We start from the raw sequence: 17891 nt of genomic DNA, 5'->3' as shown, positions 1-17891 counted from the left end.
GTTTCAAAATTATTTAATGTACCTAAAGTCCTGCCCGTTTTGAATGTTCAGCAACGATTCGTATATCAAACGGATCACGTTGTCTACATCGTCCTTATGGATCATTTCAACGGTGGTATGCATATAGCGCAGCGGTAACGATATCAGCGCTGATGGAACGCCATCGTTTGAGTATGCAAAAGCATCAGTATCGGTACCGGTTGACCTGCTCGAGGCCTGACGCTGAAACGGTATACCCGCCTTCTGTGCCGATTCTATCAGCAGTTTGTTCAAATTATTCTGTACTGCTGGGGCGTATGATATAACCGGGCCCTTGCCGCAAGCCAGGTCGCCCTGAGTTATCTTGTTGATCATCGGGGTGCCGGTATCGTGGGTAACATCAGTAACAATGGCCACATTGGGTTTTATACGGTGCGCTATCATCTCGGCGCCGCGCAAACCAATTTCTTCCTGTACGGCGTTTACTATATAAAGGCCAAACGGCAGTTTTACATTGTTCTCTTTTAACAAACGGGCAACCTCGGCTATCATAAAACCACCCGCGCGGTTATCTAAAGCACGGCCAACGTAGTAACGGTTGTTCAGTACCATAAACTCGTCTTCATAAGTTATTACGCAGCCAACATGTATGCCCATTGCTTCAACTTCTTCTTTACTGGTGCAACCGCAATCTAAAAAGATGTTTTTTAGCGATGGCGCCTCTTCCTTTTCGCCGCCCAAACGGGTGTGTATGGCCGGCCAGCCAAAAACAGCTTTAACTATGCCATTGTCGGTGTGTATGTCTACCCGTTTTGATGGCGCTATCTGGTGGTCGCTGCCCCCGTTGCGGATAACATATATCAAACCATCATTGGTGATATAGTTTACAAACCACGATATTTCATCGGCGTGCGCCTCAATAACCACTTTATATTCGGCCGTTGGGTTTATCACGCCCACAGCAGTGCCGTAATTATCTACAAAATGATCGTCAATATAAGGTTTCAAATAATCGAGCCAAAGCTGCTGGCCTTTCCATTCAAACCCGGTTGGTGACGGGTTATTGATGTATTTTTCAAAAAACGCTAATGATGTTTCGTTTACTACAGCCGTTTTCTGTTCGGCCTCAGTTTTCTTTTTTGCCATGTGTTGTATCTGATATTGCCACCCGGGGAGGATAACAGTTTCGCAAATATAATAAAGCAATTGATAATGAAGAAATGTCTATTAAACAGTTATAAGTATTATTCGTTACCTCGGCTACGGTTTGCGGCGCAGCATGCCTTCATAAAGTAGCTATATGCGGCTGAACGCTTGCTTATGTTTTATGTTCTGATTTATTATTGCCAATTTGCCACACCCAAATCAAATAGAATACATGAGATCTGCCTACTTTAAAGTTTATAAAGCCCCCGGTAATAAAAGAATAAATGATAAGATGGCTGGGAAAAAAACAGTGGGTTTTGCTGCCGGCATAGCGCTAATATTGCTGCTTTGCTCTTTTGGTGTTGCCATGGCTACCGGTAAAAAGCCGGGTACACCTCGCCCTAAAATTGTAAACATTGTAAATTTTATTCGCCTGCTGGAGCCGAGGGATGCCGCAATAACCGAAGATGTTTTATACCAAACAGTGGTAAAGCAGGTAGCCATCATGAAAAAATATAACCTGCCCGGCACTTTTCTTTTACAATACGATGCTTTGATGGATGCCCGGTATCAAAAATTGCTGGCAGGTCTCCCTAAAGATTCATTTGAAATTGGGGGGTGGTGGGAAATACCCCAGCCGCTGGTTGAAAAGGCAGGGCTTAAATGGCGAGGCCGCTACCCGTGGGACTGGCGGGCAAACATTGGTTTTTCAACAGGGTACACACCCGCCGAAAGGGAAAAATTGATAGATGTTTACATGGCCGATTTTAAAAAGGTGTTTGGGTATTATCCACAGTCGGTTGCATCGTGGTTTATAGATGCGCATAGCTTAAACTATATGTACCAAAAATACCACATCGTAGCCTCGGCAAACTGCAAGGACCAGTATGGTACAGATGGGTATACCCTGTGGGGCGGCTATTGGAACCAGGCATATTATCCAAGCAAAATAAACTCGTACATGCCGGCGCAGCACGCGCAAAACCAAATCCCGGTGCCGATTTTCAGGATGCTGGGCAGCGACCCCATCAGGCAATATGATACAGGCATAAGCAGCGACAGGCAGGGCGTTATAACGCTGGAGCCTGTTTACCCGAAGGCGGGCGGCAGCCAGGAATGGGTAGATTGGTTTTTCAGATCTTTTACCGGCGACGAGCCTTTAGGGTTTAACTACACCCAGGCCGGGCAGGAAAATTCTTTTACGTGGGATGCCATGGCTAAGGGTTTTGAGATACAGATGCCGCTGATTGCCAAATTAAGGGCCGAGGGTAAACTAAGGGTAGAAACCTTGGGGCAATCCGGCTTATGGTTTAAAAAGAACTATAAGGTTACACCGGCCACTACCTTTGCAGTTACAAAAGATATGGCAGGCAGCGACTTGAAAACCATTTGGTTTAACAGCCGCTTTTACCGCATAAATATGCTTTGGGAGGGTGGTGCCCTGCGCATCCGCGATATCCATTTGTTTGATGAGAATAAGCCGGATAAGTACACCAAACAGGTGGCAGCATCAAACGAATGTGATTTTTTTACCCTGCCGGTAGTGGATGGCTACATCTGGAGCAAGCCCGGCCAATTTGCAGGCATGCGTGTTAAGGCTTTGATTGACGGGCAAGAGATTTTATTAAAAGGCGGCAACCCCCAATTTACCAACGTTGGCACAACGGGTGTGCACATTTCCTGGCCGCTAACCACCATAAACGGATACTTGCAAATGGACCTGAACGAGCGGACGATAAATATCAAATTGGTGAGTAACAAACCCTGCAACTGGTATCTCGACCTTGACACCGCCCCCGGCACTAAACTGCCGTTCAATAAGGTCAACTTAAAAAACGTTAATTGCAGTTTTGATGGCATTGATTATAAGCTAAATGCCGCTAAAGGCACTTTTTCTGAACCTGCCAACGGCGCAGTTTTACGGTTAAAGCCGCAAACGAATATAATTTCACTAAACCTGGGCGATACAAAAGCCTTATAATTTATACTCTTTTTTACCGAAATGATAAGACTGCTGAAAATTGAAATAGTTACCTTGTTATTGCTGTTAAACGTACTAACCGCTGCAAGCGTTTACGCCCAGGTTGGTGCTGTATCTCTTAAATGCGAACACATGTCTTCGCCCATTGGTGTTGATGCCGTGCAGCCGCGTTTGTCATGGCAAATAAACGATACCAGGCAGGGCGCCAGGCAATCGGCCTACCAGGTTTTGATCGCTAAAGATTCGGTAGGCTTATCCTTCAAGAAAGGATATGCCTGGGATTCAGGAAAGCTCAGTTCACCGGCGAGCAGTATTACCTATAATGGCACTAAACTGGAACCTTTTACCCGGTATTACTGGAAGGTACGTACCTGGGATAAAGACGGTAAACTTATGCCTGATAGCCGCATCACCTTTTTTGAAACAGGCATGATGGGTATGGCCAACTGGCGCGGTAACTGGATAAGTGATGAACGCGGTATCAATACCCTGCCTGCGCCATATTTCCGTAAAACATTTGTCGCCGCAAAAAAGATAAAGTCGGCCAGGGCGTACATCGCGGTTGGCGGCTTGTACGAACTTTATATAAATGGCAGCAAAGTTGGCAACCACCGGTTAGACCCTATGTACACCCGGTTCGACAGGCGCAACCTGTATGTAAGCTATGATGTTACCGCCCAATTGCAGAGCGGTAAAAATGCGATTGGCGTAATATTGGGCAACGGCTGGTATAACCATCAATCGCTGGCGGTTTGGAACTTTGACCGCGCACCATGGCGGCAGCGCCCAACGTTTTGCCTGGACCTGCGCGTAACCTACGAGGATGGTACCACCAGCACTATTTATACCGATGATAGCTGGAAAACACATCTTAGTCCGATAGTATTCAACAGCATTTACACCGGCGAACATTACGACAGCAGGCTGGAAATACCGGGATGGAACACTCCTGATTTTGACGATACAAAATGGCAGGAAACAATGCTGCGCGCCGCGCCTTCAAAAAACATTGTGAGCCAACTGATGGTGCCGATACGGAATGTGGAAGAGATCCCCGCAAAATCTATAGTGAAGTTTACCGACCAGGATTATGTGATTGATCTTGGCCGCAATATAGCAGGGGTAACCAGGGTGAAATTAAAAGGCGACAGCGGCACGGTAGTGAAGATAGTGCATGGCGAAAGGCTATACCACGTAACGGGCACAAAGCCCGGCGATAAGGCCGTAAAGGGGCATGTAGACTTGTCGAACATCGATGTTTATTATCGCCCTAAAGACGATACCGACCCTTACCAAACCGATATTGTGATACTGAACGGCAAAGGCGAGGTGGATTTTATGCCGAAGTTTAACTACAAGGGCTTCCAATATGTAGAAGTACTGAGCAGCAAGCCCATACAGTTACAAAAGGAAGATGTAACCGGGTATTTTATGCACAGCGATGTAGAGGCCGTGGGTAACATCAGCTCGTCAAACCCGCTGATAGATAAGTTGTGGCGCGCCACCAATAACTCGTACCTCTCTAATCTATTTGGGTACCCTACAGACTGTCCGCAACGCGAAAAGAATGGGTGGACAGGCGACGGACATTTCGCGGTGGAAACCGGCTTGTATAATTTTGACGGGATAACCGTTTACGAAAAATGGATGGCCGACCACCGCGACGAGCAGCAGCCCAATGGCGTATTGCCCGATATCATCCCTACCGGCGGCTGGGGCTATGGTACAGCTAACGGTACCGACTGGACAAGCACCATCGCCATAATTCCATGGAACCTGTATTTATTTTATGGCGATAGCAAGCCGCTGGCTGATAATTATAATAACATTAAGGCATATGTAAATTACGTGACCGGAATAAGCCCCAACGGATTAACAACATTTGGCCGCGGCGACTGGGTGCCGGTGAAATCATCGTCGTCGTTAGAGTACACGTCGTCGGTATATTATTATGTAGATGCTATTATATTGGCTAAGGCAGCTAAATTGCTGGGTAACCAGGCCGATTTTACCCGTTACAGCGCGCTGGCCGCGAAGATCAGAAAAGCGATAAACGATAAATACTTTAACCCGGCCACCTGCATTTATGGTTCGGGCGTACAAACCGAGCTGAGCATGGCCCTGCAATGGAAGGTAGTGCCTGAGCAATACAGACTTAAGGTTGCCCAAAACCTTGCCAATCGCGTAGCGAAGGATGGTATGCACCTGGATGTTGGTGTGCTCGGCGCTAAAGCCATTTTGAACGCTTTAAGTGATAACGGGCAGGCAGAAACCGCCTATAAACTGGCCGCACAGGATACCTACCCATCATGGGGCTGGTGGATTGTTAACGGGGCCACAACCCTGTACGAGAACTGGGATATAAACGCGGCGCGCGATATATCATTAAATCACATGATGTTTGGCGAAATTGGGGGCTGGTTTTTTAAAGGTTTAGGCGGCATCAAACCCGATGAAGCACATCCCGGTTTTAAAAATGTACTGCTGCAGCCAAACTTTGTATCGGGCCTGAACTTTTTTAACGCCAGTCACGAAGGGCCGTTCGGCCTGATAAGATCATCATGGGTACGCGAAGGAAATAAAGTTGTTTACAATGTAGTGGTTCCGGCTAATTCATCAGCCACGATAAAGTTCCCGGGCGGTAAATCAAAGGTGTTTTTGAATGGTAAGCAGATCAATAACACACAAAGCTATCATGTAGTGGCGGGCGCTTACAGATTCGAGATCAGGTAGAGGCAGGTTTAGGTTAAAGCTACTCTTGGCACGGGCACGTATCTTGTAAAATACTCGTGCTTGGATGTTTTGCTTGGTGCTATCTTACCCCTGAACGGCAGGTAGGTAAGTAGCGAAGTAACTACCCGGTTAATATCGGTAAATATTGCTTCGGTAGATTGAGGTGCCTTTAACGCGCTTCCAATAAATTCTATCTCAAGTTGCTGTAAACGGTTGCCGCTGGCATCCATACAATCGTCGATGCTGAGCAGGTAGGCAAAACCATCGCTCAGTTGGAAGGGGATCTTGACCTGCGATTTTTCAAACGAATTGAGCAACTGCCACTGATGATTTTCCAGTATAGCTTGCAGCGTTCCTGTCGCGCCGTTTCTGTCCGTTGTGCGCGATGCCTGCGTATTGCGTACCAATACCTGGCCGGTTAAATACGCGTTGTTTTTTATTTTGGGCGAATACTTTTGCGCGGCGGTTTCTACAAGCGTGCAGCTTATTGCAGCGTGCTTTGGGTCGCGGCAAATATGGTAACGCCGCATCCTGACCACCTTAGCGGGCGAAGGCAGTAAAAATACAGCAGGCAATTCAGCCTTTAGCCATAGCATCAAGTCGTCGGCAGTAACAGCAGCGTTGGCTGCTATATCAAACTTAGCTTCTATCTCAGGGAAGGCTTTGCTGGTTTCCTGCGGGATGGTGACGGCCAATTTGTGCTGTAATAGTAATTCAAGCGAGCGGTAGTTCATTTCTTTCATCAATCCGTCGCGGTTTATCAAGGCAAGCACCAGCTCAACCGCCGCGTTGGTGGGCGATTTAATTTCCAACCGCGGCCCCATTTCTCCCAAAAAAAGTAGTTCCCTATCCGGGTTAACAACATACAGATAGCGTTCAAAGTCAAGGGTGATCCTGTTCAACTCGCGGTCCTCGCAGCTGCCGATGGGTTCGATAGACCAATGATCTCGCCGGGATATTCGGAAGGATTCGAGCACCAGGATTTCGCCGTCGATAATGATCTGATAGAGGGCGGGGTTTACCTTTTCACCAGGGCAGGCAGGGATAGTAATATCGCCTAATTCGGTTTTTTCGCCGTGGTTTTTTTTGCATTGTATTTTGCCGGTTAAGGCTTGATTTAAAAAGTGCAAAACCGCGACGGGAGCCATGCACTCAAGCGTTGCGTACGCGCGTACCCTGAGCGTATAATGCGTGTAATCGTCAGCCTCGGGCTTTTTATAGAACAGGGTAACAGTATGGCTGAACGGACGTACGATAGGCTGAAAGTTTTGAAGCCTGCCCATAACAACGGGCAAATCGGCCTTAAAAAAGTCTCCTTTCCATTCAATCCTATCATTTATCGTTCTGTTGATCAGATCCATCGGTATTGGTATAAAAAATATCCTTTCGCCTGAATCCCCTTGCCGGGGATAATAGATAATTTAACATGGTTTAGTGTGCGGTTACACACATCCAGCCCAAAATTCCCTAATAATCCGCTGATGTTTCGCTGGCTTTTAGGCCAGGTATCGGCATGCAAGCGGTACTCGGTTATACCGGGCCAGCTTAAAAAGCCGGCTTTCTTTTCGGGTGTACACAGACCATCCCTTACCAATTGCTGCATCAAATTCTGCCATTGCGGGCCGTTGGCGGGAGGGGTATGAATATAACACTCAAAGCCAACACGCGGACCAACGGCTTGGCCCATCAGATCGATACAAAGCACAAAATGATCGACACAAGACGAGTAGCGATTCAGGAAAAATTCCAATTCGTCCGTAGGCTCATTCCAACCTATGGCAGCCAGATAATCCTGTACCTTATCAAAGCCTATTCCGCCAATATTTAGCCTAATGCCCCTGCTTTTACGTGATAGCATAGCACCGATATGAGAAACAACGCCCCCTTGCGGCAGCGCGTTTACGCATTTGCGGATATTATCTTTCAGATCAGGCTGATCTGTATCGAACAACAGCCCGAGCGCGTTAAACAATACCGGGCATGGTTCGGCCGCAGTAGGGTTGATGGCCATAAATATCCCCGGCGCGGGTAGTTCGTCAAAAGCCGAAACCACATCTATTTCAAGCCCCAGTTCGTTTATATTCTTGCCAAAGCCTGTTTTGTCGTTCAACCACGAGCGGTAAATGTTTTGCAGCAAAAGCCAATTGGCCTGAGGGAAGAATTCCGCCGGAATACTCCCCTCAAACCTTGAAATGTTGGCAAAATAATCAACCTGGCCATCTTCGGCATCCAGCCTGCATTCAAATCCGGCAAATGGCAGAAAAGGTAATTGTTCTACCAGCGCATAAATTTTATCCAATGCCATAGCGGGCACCAGCGATTGAGGCAGGTACGGGGCAACGGTTTTTACGCCGTTTACCGCGTCAGATTCCCCGGTTGGGGTTACAGTGTGCAAAGGCATCTTTGGGTGCTGGCTCCGCAATCTAATGTGTAGGATGGGTTAGGCAAAGTTGAAGAGCTGCCGCAACCTGCTTTTACGCTCATAGCCGCTGCCGACATGTCGGAACCCGAAGCTGCATCGCCGCCTTTTAGTTTTGCCATTTCTGAATTGACATCATCGGCAGTGAAAGAATGGCCGTGTTTTGCGCCAAGCGCCGCTATGTTTTCAGCGAAATCGCCGTTTGCTGCCGCGGCTAAGGCCTCTTGCTGCAGGTTGGTGTCGGTTAGTAATTGTTGTCTGAAGTTTTCGATTTTTGACATGATTTTATTGTTTTAGGTTAATATTAAAAATTAAGACTCCCATAATAATACCGATGGGACATTCGATGCATACAAGCGCAGTAATTGATACCCGATACCCGCCATCCCAAGGAACAGCCCCGGTTTAAACGCGGTACTCGGAGTATTGCAAAACAACTGATAGTTGCCTTCTTCGGCGGCCTGTTTGAGTATCCGGGCGGTTATCACCTCCGCTTGGTCACGGAGCTGTGGCCTGTTCAATTTGCGGGAGGCTTCCAGCAAAAAATCCATTCGGCCGAAATTTCCGCAGCATAAATAATCGGGGTGGTCTGTGCCAAATTCAAGGGTGCAGTCTATTGCGGCATTAATGTGTTGTTGTGTAACAGGTGAGGGATTAATGTCCAAAGTAGCAAGCCTTGCCAGGCCAATGCCCGGCGCGCCATGGCACCAGGTGGTGGTAAACCCATACGTGCCTTCTTTGAAAGAAAACGACCGCAGATCGGGCCAGTTTTTGTGTGCTGCCGAGTACATGGCATCCTCAAATGCTATTCCCTTATTAGCCGTTTCTAAAAAGAGGGTATCGTCGGTAACCGCATAAAGCCGAAGTAACGCGTAAGCAATACCCGCTGCCCCGTGCGCGAAACCGCAAAGCGGGGTATCCTCAAAGGTTAGCCAGGCCTGGTGCCCGTCATAGGCAGAGATTTGCGATGCCAAGTGTTGGCCGCACCAAATGGCGCGTTGTAAAACATCTTGGTTTTTAGTGCCCTTATATAATGCCAACAAGCCCAAAATTGCGCCCGAGCTTCCGCTTATGATATCCAGATGCCGGTCTTCACTGATGACTTTTTTGGTGAGGAAGGTTGACGCTTTATAAGCATCGGTTAGTAATTCAGACTCATTTAACAGATCTGCTATACGAGTGAGCGCATATATAAACGAGCCTATGCCCGATGCCGCACCAATTTTCAAAAGCCGTGCAACTTCTTCCCGCTCGGCCTCGTCGGCCACTTGCAGGTTGGCGCGCAGTGCAGATATGGAATTGAGGGCTAAAGTTTTATATTTTTCAACGCCACTAACTTGATATAAAGTGGCTAAAAACAATGCTATACCGCATCGCCCGCTGTACAAGCTATCGTCAAGCGGCTGTAGCTGATAGCGGTCGGCCTCGGGGAAGTGAGCAAGGCCTATCCAGTTTAAGCTATCCGCGGCTGCAATCGCCGTGTTTTCTATCGCATTCCCAATTCTAACGGCCTCAGCGAGTAATTCATCGGGATTAAGTTTTGACGGGATATCATTAGATAAGGGCTTTCTTTCTTTTAAAGCTTCCAACCGCTCGTAGTTTTGCGAAAAACGCGCGTGAAACGCCCCGCGGATAATACTGACCTGCTGCGCGAGTTTTGCAGGCGACATACACGCTATCCGCCCAACAAGGTCATTAAAACTTGCCGACCTGAAAAAATTTGGGATAACCGTGCCCGATCTAAGCGTTAGCGCGGTACTGCCGGTTGAACACGAAAAATAGGGGATATCCAGGTTAAGCAGGTCGGTGCGTTCTTCTTCAAATATGGGCCAGCTTATGGGCAGTTGTTTTTCTGAGATATAGGCTGCTGCGAGCACGTCGACCTCTATGCTAAAATCTATGCCGGTTTGCAGTGCTTCGGGCTGCATGGCATTGCGTAATATGGTTGTATAGATATTGGTAGACCGGTATACGTAGCGGATCTTTTGGTTCTTAAAAAAGTCAGAGACGATTTTTTTTTCAAGCGGCGATAGGCTGTAAATAAATTGGTAAAATCTTTCGAAGCCGGCTATAATATTGTCTGTATAAGGCTGAAACGAAACTGCTTGGCCATTTAACAAGGGCATATTTTGTTTCTGCGGCCGCTCATATTCTTTATACTTCCGCGACATGGAATCGGTATTGATGCCGAGCCATTCCAGGCGTTTGATGCGTTCCTGGCCCTGGTCTTCACTGCCGAACCCGCTAACATCAACCGACATTTTTGGGTCTTTACCAAATTCCCAGCGGGGTAGCATCCCGGTACGCAATACCGAATCCCAAAAAAGCTCTTCCATATCGTTGGATGCCTTTGTTTCGTGCTGGCCAAAAACAGCTTTATTTACATAAGGGTGCAGTAAGGTTTCGGTATCAACCAAAACAGGATATTCGCCCATCGCAATAAGATTCTCGTAATGGCAATCAACCCCGCCCAAAAGGTATATCGCTGCCAGCAACATGCCCGAGCGTTCATAAAAGCGCGCGATCTGGGTGGGCTCGGTACATGAGTTGAAATCGATGTATTGCACCCAGCAGTGCGTATCGAGATCGAGTATGGCAGATACATGAAAGGCGCAGTTGTTATCCTGCATGTTGTAATTGCACCACGTTAAAAAACTATAATAAGCTGCTTCAACCCCGCCATTTTTTGGCTTATAAACCAATTTATCACCCGATGCAAAGTGTACGGCTATTACCGTCCTGCCGCCGTTATGATAGTCTGATAAACCGGGCTCGACTTTTAATGCCTTATTAAAGCCCGGCCCAAACTTTATTTGGATAGCTTGTAAATCCTGCTGTAAGCGAATAAGGAACTCGGCGGTTGTTTCCAGCCAGCCGGCGATACGGCAGGTAACTACCCTCCCCAGGGCTGCATATTTAGTGAAAAAGTCCGAAAGCCCGTTTGCTTTTTCGCGGGTTACAAATGCCTGATAGTGCCTGTCTTTTTCAGTAGTAAATACCGGTTCCTGCAATAATATGTTCAGTTGATTGATGGCTTTCGGTCGATACTCTTTAAATTCGTTATACAGGCACGAACCCATATCATCTGCCAATTGGTTAAGCAGCGCGGCCTGAAATTGATCTAAAACATCGGGTGTTATGAGTGCATTATTAAATATCTGCGGATCATCGGCTATCAGTACATCAAGCCGTTCCCTGGCGTATTGCGCAAACGGGTAGCAAAGTTCCCAAAAGGGCACCTGTGTAAGTAAGCTTTCGCGTGTAGCCGGGTCAATCGTTTCGGGCGAAAATAACATTAAGGCTTTCATGCAATTTTCAAGGATCTCTGTCCAATTGCCTGTGTTTGAATCAGGATAAAAATCACCATCAGCCAATAAGCGCCGTGCTGAACCTTCGTCAAGCCCATCCCAGCTTAAACGCTTCAAGAATAAGTCTGCTTTGCCCTGGGCAGCGGTCTGCGCCCATTTTGTAAACCGCTTTTCAACCATATCATCCGCAGGGATAGACGGGCTGTATGCCCCGGGTTGATTGATGCGCTCTGTTAAAAACTGGCCCCGAATAGATAAGTCGAAAATGTCGGTCTGTCCATCAGATAAAACAGCTGCTTTCGGGTCCATTTATTGAATCAATAAGGTTTCAATAAATATAATAATATATTATGCTGGTATAAAAGGTTTTTTTTCACCTAATAAAAGGGCTTTTTTAGCTGGTTTACATATGTTTGGTAGATATCATAAAGCCTTTATCCAAAGCTCTTATCTGGCATTTGTACTCAACCGGCAGCAACGTATCCCGTAAAATATGTTTTAGCTTTATAACGCCCGATAGTTTGTAAAGAAAAAGCAAGGATTTAAGTGGGGCGCCTTTAAGACCAAGTAAATTTTTTACCGGTGTTGGTACAAGCAGCGCCTGTACCTTTTTTAACAGCCAATACCGCGGCGCGCCCAAATGTTTGCGGTATTGCTGATAAAGGTCGCGGGTAAGATCGCCATATTGCAAATTAAGTTTTAAACGAAAAGCCCGCTGTGCTGCCCATTCTTCGTAATCACAAGCTAAGCCTTTCAGGTTCATCCGTGTGCCTACCTTGTAAAATATGTTAAACACATCTGCTTTTTCGGCATCGCTTAATTTTCTTTCGAGCAATTCGTACGAGCGGATGGAATAATCTATCAGCATATCCAATACATCCAGGTAGGCCCAGTTGGGTATCTTGTTGCCGCGGGCGGTTTCTACGTGCTGATGTATGGCGTTTATTTGATCGATAGCCGCGTGGGCGCCATCATCAGTAGAAAATAATATCCGGTGCGAGTAAGTAACGGTTGAGAACAGTCGCCCCAGCGGGTCGGCAGGCAGTTTCCCGGTAAAGTATAGCCAGTCTACCGCTTTGTTAAGCGCGAACTCGGCGGCCGCTCCGGCGAAAACAAACAACACCGTATCGGCGTTAGCCCAGATTTTCCGTACAATCGAGTCCTCCCCAACAAAATATCTTATATCGCTCTCCATAACCTTTCTATCAACCAAACGAACAATACGCCCAAAGTGTACATCAATATATCATTCCACGCGAAACTTGTGCCCAGTATAAGCCGGGCTATGGCCGAGTTATGCAGGCCGAGCCGGTTAATTAAGTGCAACCACTGACTAAACTCTACCAGGTAGGCAAACAGCAATACGCTTATGGCAGTGTAGTTACTGTTAAAATCAACAAAGCTGCGTATACCGCAATAAAGCAATATCACCACCAAAAAGTCGCCGCCGTAAGGGCGTATAAAGGCATCGTGCAGACAAACACCTATCAGGACCTCCGTAGCTAAAAATATCAACGCTAAAACGAAGTATACTTTATTTAACTTAAGCATAACTAAAAGTACTTTGTTTTTCAAAGTAACTAATTATATTTTAGGAAAGCAAATTTTTGCTGACAACAAGGTTGCCGGGAGGGTGAGCACGTTGTTAAGAAATATAGGCTTTTGGGGTATAATAGAGAAGCCTTAAATGGTGGTGTATAATTGGTAAACGTAAAAAACGAGCATATAGTTCGCGCGAAAAAATATAGTTTGAAAAAGGGTTTCAGCTGTAAAAGCATAGATATATTTGAACTATTGGCAATAAAAAATAAGTAAAATATGGGTGATTACGTACTTGACTTTCAGGAAATAGATAGCACGCAACTTGCGCTGGCTGGTGGCAAAGGCGCCAATCTCGGAGAATTTAGCAGGCTTGGTGGCATACAAGTGCCCGGTGGTTTTTGTGTTACCACGGCGGCTTTTAATAAGGCCTTGAGCACATCACCGCAATTTAAGCAATTACTTGACGCATTGGCGCTTTTAAAAATTGCCGACAGGGATAGGATAGCTGATATGAGCAGAGAGATACGCCGTGTTATTGAGGCTATAGCTATCCCTGCAGATATACAGGATGAGGTTAGTAACTCACTTTTAAAGTTTGGCGACGGGCATGCGTATGCGGTGCGGTCGAGCGCTACGGCCGAGGACCTGCCCACAGCATCATTTGCCGGCCAGCAGGACACTTACCTGAATGTTATTGGCAAAGAGGAGATACTAAAGCATATCAGCAAGTGCTGGGCATCATTGTTTACTGAGCGGGCCATATTTTATCGCATGCAAAACGGTTTTGATCATCCTAAGGTTTACCTGGCCGTTGTGATCCAAAAAATGATCTTCCCCGGTGCGGCAGGGATCATGTTCACCGCCGATCCGGTCACCTCGAACAGAAAGGTAGTATCTATTGATGCCGGTTTCGGTTTGGGCGAGGCCCTTGTATCCGGCCTGGTGAATGCTGATAATTATAAAGTATGCAACGGCGAACTAACATATAAGCAGATATCAGCAAAAAAACTGGCTATATACGCGCTGAAAAATGGCGGTGTTAAGCAAGCGGAGATAGAAGACGCGCAGCAAAGCAGGCAAGCGCTTACAGACGCGCAGATATTGGAACTTGCGGGTACAGGCAGATTGATAGAACAATACTTCGGCTGCCCGCAGGATATAGAATGGTGTTTGGCCGGCGACACCTTCTATATTGTACAAAGCCGCCCCATTACTACTTTATACCCCATCCCGGAAGTGAACGACACTGAAAACCATGTGTATATATCCGTAGGTCACCAGCAAATGATGACCGATGCCATGAAACCATTGGGATTGTCGTTTTGGCTGTTAACAACCCCTGCACATATGCGCGTAGCCGGGGGGCGCTTATTTGCAGATGTTACTCAAATGCTGGCTTCGCCCGGCACCAGGAACACGATAATAAATACGCTGGGAAAATTTGACCCACTGGTAAAAGAGGCGTTGACAACCGTTGTAGACCGCGGTGATTTTATAAAAACGGTATCGGATGATAACACAAACCCGGTACCGGCTAAAGACGGTAAACCGGCGCCACTGCCTAATTACCAGGCCCTGAACGAATACGACCCGGCAATGGTTTCCGGTTTGATAAACCGCAGCCAGGCAGCAATAAATGCGTTGAAACAAAATATCCTGCCAAAATCGGGCCCGGCCTTGTTTGACTTTATCCTGGAAAATATTGGGGAATTAAAAAAGGGCATAGCAGAGCCCCAAAGTATGGGCGTGATTATGACGGCTATGAATGCGGCATCATGGATCAATGAGAAAATAGAGTTGTGGTTGGGCGAGAAGAACGTGGCTGATAAGCTTTCGCAATCGGTGCCTGATAACATTACTTCGGAAATGGGCCTGGATTTGCTCGAAGTTGCGGATGTGATTCGCCCATACCCGCAGGTAATTGAGTATTTGCAACACATAAAGGATGATCAATTTTTGGACGGACTGCTTCAATTTGATGGCGGACAGGAAACCCGTGACGCGTTTGATACTTATCTAAATAAATACGGGATGCGTTGTGCCGGCGAAATTGATATCACAAGAGACCGTTGGAGCGAAAAACCGGCAACATTGGTGCCCCTGATATTAAGCAATATCAAAAATTTTGAACCCGGCGCCCGGGCCAGGAAGTTTGAGCAAGGGCGGCGCGAAGCCCTGGAAAAAGAGCAGGAGTTATTACACAGGTTAAAACAATTACCGGGTGGAGCGGAAAAAGCCCGCGAGTTTAAACGCATGACAGACCTGGTACGAAATTATGCAGGCTATCGCGAGTATCCGAAATACAGCATCATTAGCCGCTATTTTATTTATAAGCAGGCTTTACTAAAAGAAGCAGCCCGCCTAACACAGATAAAAGTTATCCGCGAGAAAGAAGATATATACTACCTCACTTTTAACGAATTGCGGGAGGTGGTTACCACCGGCAAACTGGATTACGAATTGATCACCCAACGAAAGGAGGACTATGAATTGTACAAAAAGCTCAGCCCGCCGCGTGTAATGACATCAGATGGTGAAATCATACACAGCAGCTACAGGCCTGAAAACCTGCCGGCAGGCGCCATTGCGGGCCTGGCTGTTTCATCCGGCGTGGTGGAGGGGCGCGCCAGGGTTATCTTAAAAATGGAAGATGCGGATATACAAGAAGGGGATATTTTGGTGACCCCTTTTACCGACCCCAGCTGGACGCCTCTATTTGTATCTGTAAAAGGCCTGGTAACCGAAGTAGGCGGACTGATGACCCATGGTGCGGTAATAGCACGTGAATACGGCTTGCCGGCAGTTGTGGGTGTAGAAAATGTTGCCAAAACCATTAAAGACGGACAGCGCATTCGTGTAAACGGTACAGACGGCTATATTGAGTTATTATAAAAGCGCGCGCAAATAAACAAAAGTAAATTTCCGTTTTAAACACCGTCAAATATACAGTTATTCAGTTAGCTTTGCGAATTGCTTATCAAAAAGCGTAACTATGAAAAAGCTTTTGCTATTCGTTCTGGTAGGTTTGCCGCTTATCGCTAATGCGGCATCACCGGCGCCGTCCGACAGTTTGCTGAAAGTGCTCAGGGCCGAGATAGCCCGTAAAAGTATATATGACAAGCTAAAAGACGAACAGATTGCCGCGCTAAGGCAAAAGCTTAATGCAAAACAACCGTCGGATCTGATGGCGAAATATAACGCCACTTTGGGCCTGTTCGAGGCTTTTAAAGATTACCGTTTCGACTCTACTTTTCATTACGCCCAAAAGCTGATAGATATCAGCGTACAGCTACATGATAACAGGAAACTTGCGGAGAACAGGCTGCGTTTAGGCACAACGCTTATAACATCGGGCATGTTTAAGGAAACATTTGATTGCCTGCGCGAAGTAAAACGCAGGTGGTTAGACAAGCAGCTGAAAAAATCATACTATGTACTCTATTCCTGGGCATGGTCTGATCTGTCGAAGTACAATGCCGATCGTTTTTATGCGCCCGAGGACCGCGAAAGGAAGTATCGTTACCTCGACTCGGCCATCGCGTTAGCAGATAGCGGGTCCTTTGAGCAATTGATATTAAAGGCGCAGCAACAACCAAACATAGGGCCTCACCCGTCGCGGTATTATATGGAGCTGATGAACCGCAAACTTTCTGCACACGAGGAAGCGATGGTAGTTACCGGCTTAAGCCGTTATCGTACCGGCGACGAAAAACTGAGGCTGCTGGCCATAGCCGCTATAAATGATGTGCGTACCTCTACCTATAGGGCACAGGCCATGCTCGAATTAGGTAACGCCCTTTTTGACCGGGGAAGGCTTGATGATGCCTACTTCTTTTTACAACAGGCGCTTGACCAGGCCAACAAATTTGGTGCGCGTATGCAACGTTACCAGGTTGCGCGTGCATTGCCGGTAGTAGCCGCCGAGCGCGACATGAGTGCCAAACGCGAGCGGCAGCACTTCCTGATATTCCTGGCATCGGTAGTGGTGATAACGATAATTACCGGCCTTGTGGGCTTTATTATTTTTGTGCAGCTAAAAAAAGTACGGGCAGGCGAACGTGTGATACGCGAGACCAACCGGCTTTTGGCCAAACAGAATAATATGTTATGGGAAGAGGGGCGAATAAAAGAAGAATACATTGGTTTTTTTTTCAGTGAGCTATCGCGGCACATTGTTAAGCTTGACAAGCTGAAGAACCAGGTGCATAGAAAGGTAAAGTCGGGCAGTTTTGACGAGGCCCTGCGCCAGTTGGAAAACGTAGACATACACGCGGAACGCCAGCGGCTGTTCAATACTTTTGACCAGGTATTTTTAAAATTATTCCCCGATTTTATTGAAGCGGTAAACGCCATGCTGCCTGAAGAAGACCAGTTTAAGCCAAAGGCTGCAGGTACGCTTACTACCCAACTGCGGATACTTGCCCTAATGCGTTTGGGCATTAACAACAACGAAATGATCGCAAATATTTTAGAATATACCGTGAATACCGTTTATACCTACCGTTTTCGCCTGCGTACTAAGGCCCTTATTCCGGGCGACGACTTTGAACAACGCATTATGGGTATAGAAATTGCCACCGAATAGGCTTACTTTACTTTGATTTTTCTCTCCTTGCGATTTTTTAAATACCTGTAAAACAAACAGTTATTTTTTTAACGATTTAGATTTTTCGCGGCGGGCGTTACGGCGGCTTGTATTTGCCAATTAACAGGGCGTACTTGCACTGTAAACCAATACATCCCGGAGACATCCGGTTTTACTACCTACAAAATCTTTTTGATC

At 46.8% G+C, this 17891-nt stretch carries 11 protein-coding genes; 4 read left to right on the top strand and 7 right to left on the bottom strand.

Features of this window, described 5'->3' with window-relative positions; translation table 11 throughout:
- Positions 1-9: 9 nt before the first annotated feature.
- The gene (locus HDC91_RS08380) at positions 10-1125 is read right to left on the bottom strand and encodes a M42 family metallopeptidase (protein ID WP_183550425.1); all 1116 of its coding nucleotides are present in this window, start codon (positions 1123-1125) and stop codon (positions 10-12) included.
- Positions 1126-1357: 232 nt separating this feature from the next.
- Between HDC91_RS08380 and HDC91_RS08375 the strand changes: the two genes are divergently transcribed.
- Together HDC91_RS08375 and HDC91_RS08370 are read left to right on the top strand one after the other, a co-directional pair.
- Positions 1358-3106, top strand: coding sequence for a hypothetical protein (locus tag HDC91_RS08375; protein ID WP_183550423.1), 1749 nt, complete (start codon positions 1358-1360; stop codon positions 3104-3106).
- A 21-nt stretch (positions 3107-3127) separates the two neighbouring features.
- The gene (locus HDC91_RS08370; protein ID WP_183550421.1) at positions 3128-5839 is read left to right on the top strand and encodes a glycoside hydrolase family 78 protein; all 2712 of its coding nucleotides are present in this window, start codon (positions 3128-3130) and stop codon (positions 5837-5839) included.
- An 8-nt stretch (positions 5840-5847) separates the two neighbouring features.
- Here HDC91_RS08370 and HDC91_RS08365 read toward each other — a convergent pair whose 3' ends face one another.
- From HDC91_RS08365 to HDC91_RS08340, 6 genes are all read right to left on the bottom strand, one after another.
- Positions 5848-7200, bottom strand: coding sequence for a hypothetical protein (locus tag HDC91_RS08365; RefSeq protein ID WP_183550419.1), 1353 nt, complete (start codon positions 7198-7200; stop codon positions 5848-5850).
- Positions 7191-8240, bottom strand: coding sequence for a hypothetical protein (locus HDC91_RS08360; RefSeq protein ID WP_183550417.1), 1050 nt, complete (start codon positions 8238-8240; stop codon positions 7191-7193). Before HDC91_RS08360 ends, HDC91_RS08365 begins: the two co-directional genes overlap by 10 nt.
- Positions 8222-8539, bottom strand: a complete 318-nt coding sequence (locus tag HDC91_RS08355) for a Nif11 family protein (RefSeq protein ID WP_183550415.1) — start codon at positions 8537-8539, stop codon at positions 8222-8224. The genes HDC91_RS08360 and HDC91_RS08355 overlap by 19 nt, the downstream gene beginning before the upstream one ends.
- 30 nt (positions 8540-8569) lie before the next feature.
- Positions 8570-11875, bottom strand: coding sequence for a type 2 lanthipeptide synthetase LanM family protein (locus HDC91_RS08350; RefSeq protein ID WP_183550413.1), 3306 nt, complete (start codon positions 11873-11875; stop codon positions 8570-8572).
- A gap of 94 nt (positions 11876-11969) precedes the next feature.
- Positions 11970-12761, bottom strand: coding sequence for an oxygenase MpaB family protein (locus tag HDC91_RS08345; RefSeq protein WP_221262129.1), 792 nt, complete (start codon positions 12759-12761; stop codon positions 11970-11972).
- The gene (locus tag HDC91_RS08340) at positions 12746-13117 is read right to left on the bottom strand and encodes a DUF2809 domain-containing protein (protein ID WP_183550411.1); all 372 of its coding nucleotides are present in this window, start codon (positions 13115-13117) and stop codon (positions 12746-12748) included. Before HDC91_RS08340 ends, HDC91_RS08345 begins: the two co-directional genes overlap by 16 nt.
- A gap of 267 nt (positions 13118-13384) precedes the next feature.
- On the opposite strand from HDC91_RS08340, the gene ppsA reads away from it, so the two are divergent.
- Both ppsA and HDC91_RS08330 read left to right on the top strand, forming a co-directional pair.
- A complete protein-coding gene (gene ppsA / locus HDC91_RS08335; protein ID WP_183550409.1) occupies positions 13385-16000 on the top strand; it encodes a phosphoenolpyruvate synthase in 2616 nt (871 codons plus the stop codon).
- A 100-nt stretch (positions 16001-16100) separates the two neighbouring features.
- A complete protein-coding gene (locus HDC91_RS08330; protein WP_183550407.1) occupies positions 16101-17693 on the top strand; it encodes a DUF6377 domain-containing protein in 1593 nt (530 codons plus the stop codon).
- Positions 17694-17891: the final 198 nt, after the last annotated feature.

The organism is Mucilaginibacter sp. AK015, assembly GCF_014200785.1.
In the GTDB taxonomy this organism is placed as follows: Bacteria; Bacteroidota; Bacteroidia; order Sphingobacteriales; family Sphingobacteriaceae; genus Mucilaginibacter.
This window is presented reverse-complemented; position numbering and strand designations above follow the sequence as displayed.

Bases quoted from the DNA above. Each gene is read 5' to 3' on its own strand.
- HDC91_RS08380 (WP_183550425.1), bottom strand. From the start codon at position 1,125: ATGGCAAAAAAGAAAACTGAGGCCGAACAGAAAACGGCTGTAGTAAAC.
- HDC91_RS08375 (WP_183550423.1), top strand. From the start codon at position 1,358: ATGAGATCTGCCTACTTTAAAGTTTATAAAGCCCCCGGTAATAAAAGA.
- HDC91_RS08370 (WP_183550421.1), top strand. From the start codon at position 3,128: ATGATAAGACTGCTGAAAATTGAAATAGTTACCTTGTTATTGCTGTTA.
- HDC91_RS08365 (WP_183550419.1), bottom strand. From the start codon at position 7,200: ATGGATCTGATCAACAGAACGATAAATGATAGGATTGAATGGAAAGGA.
- HDC91_RS08360 (WP_183550417.1), bottom strand. From the start codon at position 8,240: ATGCCTTTGCACACTGTAACCCCAACCGGGGAATCTGACGCGGTAAAC.
- HDC91_RS08355 (WP_183550415.1), bottom strand. From the start codon at position 8,539: ATGTCAAAAATCGAAAACTTCAGACAACAATTACTAACCGACACCAAC.
- HDC91_RS08350 (WP_183550413.1), bottom strand. From the start codon at position 11,875: ATGGACCCGAAAGCAGCTGTTTTATCTGATGGACAGACCGACATTTTC.
- HDC91_RS08345 (WP_221262129.1), bottom strand. From the start codon at position 12,761: ATGGAGAGCGATATAAGATATTTTGTTGGGGAGGACTCGATTGTACGG.
- HDC91_RS08340 (WP_183550411.1), bottom strand. From the start codon at position 13,117: ATGCTTAAGTTAAATAAAGTATACTTCGTTTTAGCGTTGATATTTTTA.
- ppsA (WP_183550409.1), top strand. From the start codon at position 13,385: ATGGGTGATTACGTACTTGACTTTCAGGAAATAGATAGCACGCAACTT.
- HDC91_RS08330 (WP_183550407.1), top strand. From the start codon at position 16,101: ATGAAAAAGCTTTTGCTATTCGTTCTGGTAGGTTTGCCGCTTATCGCT.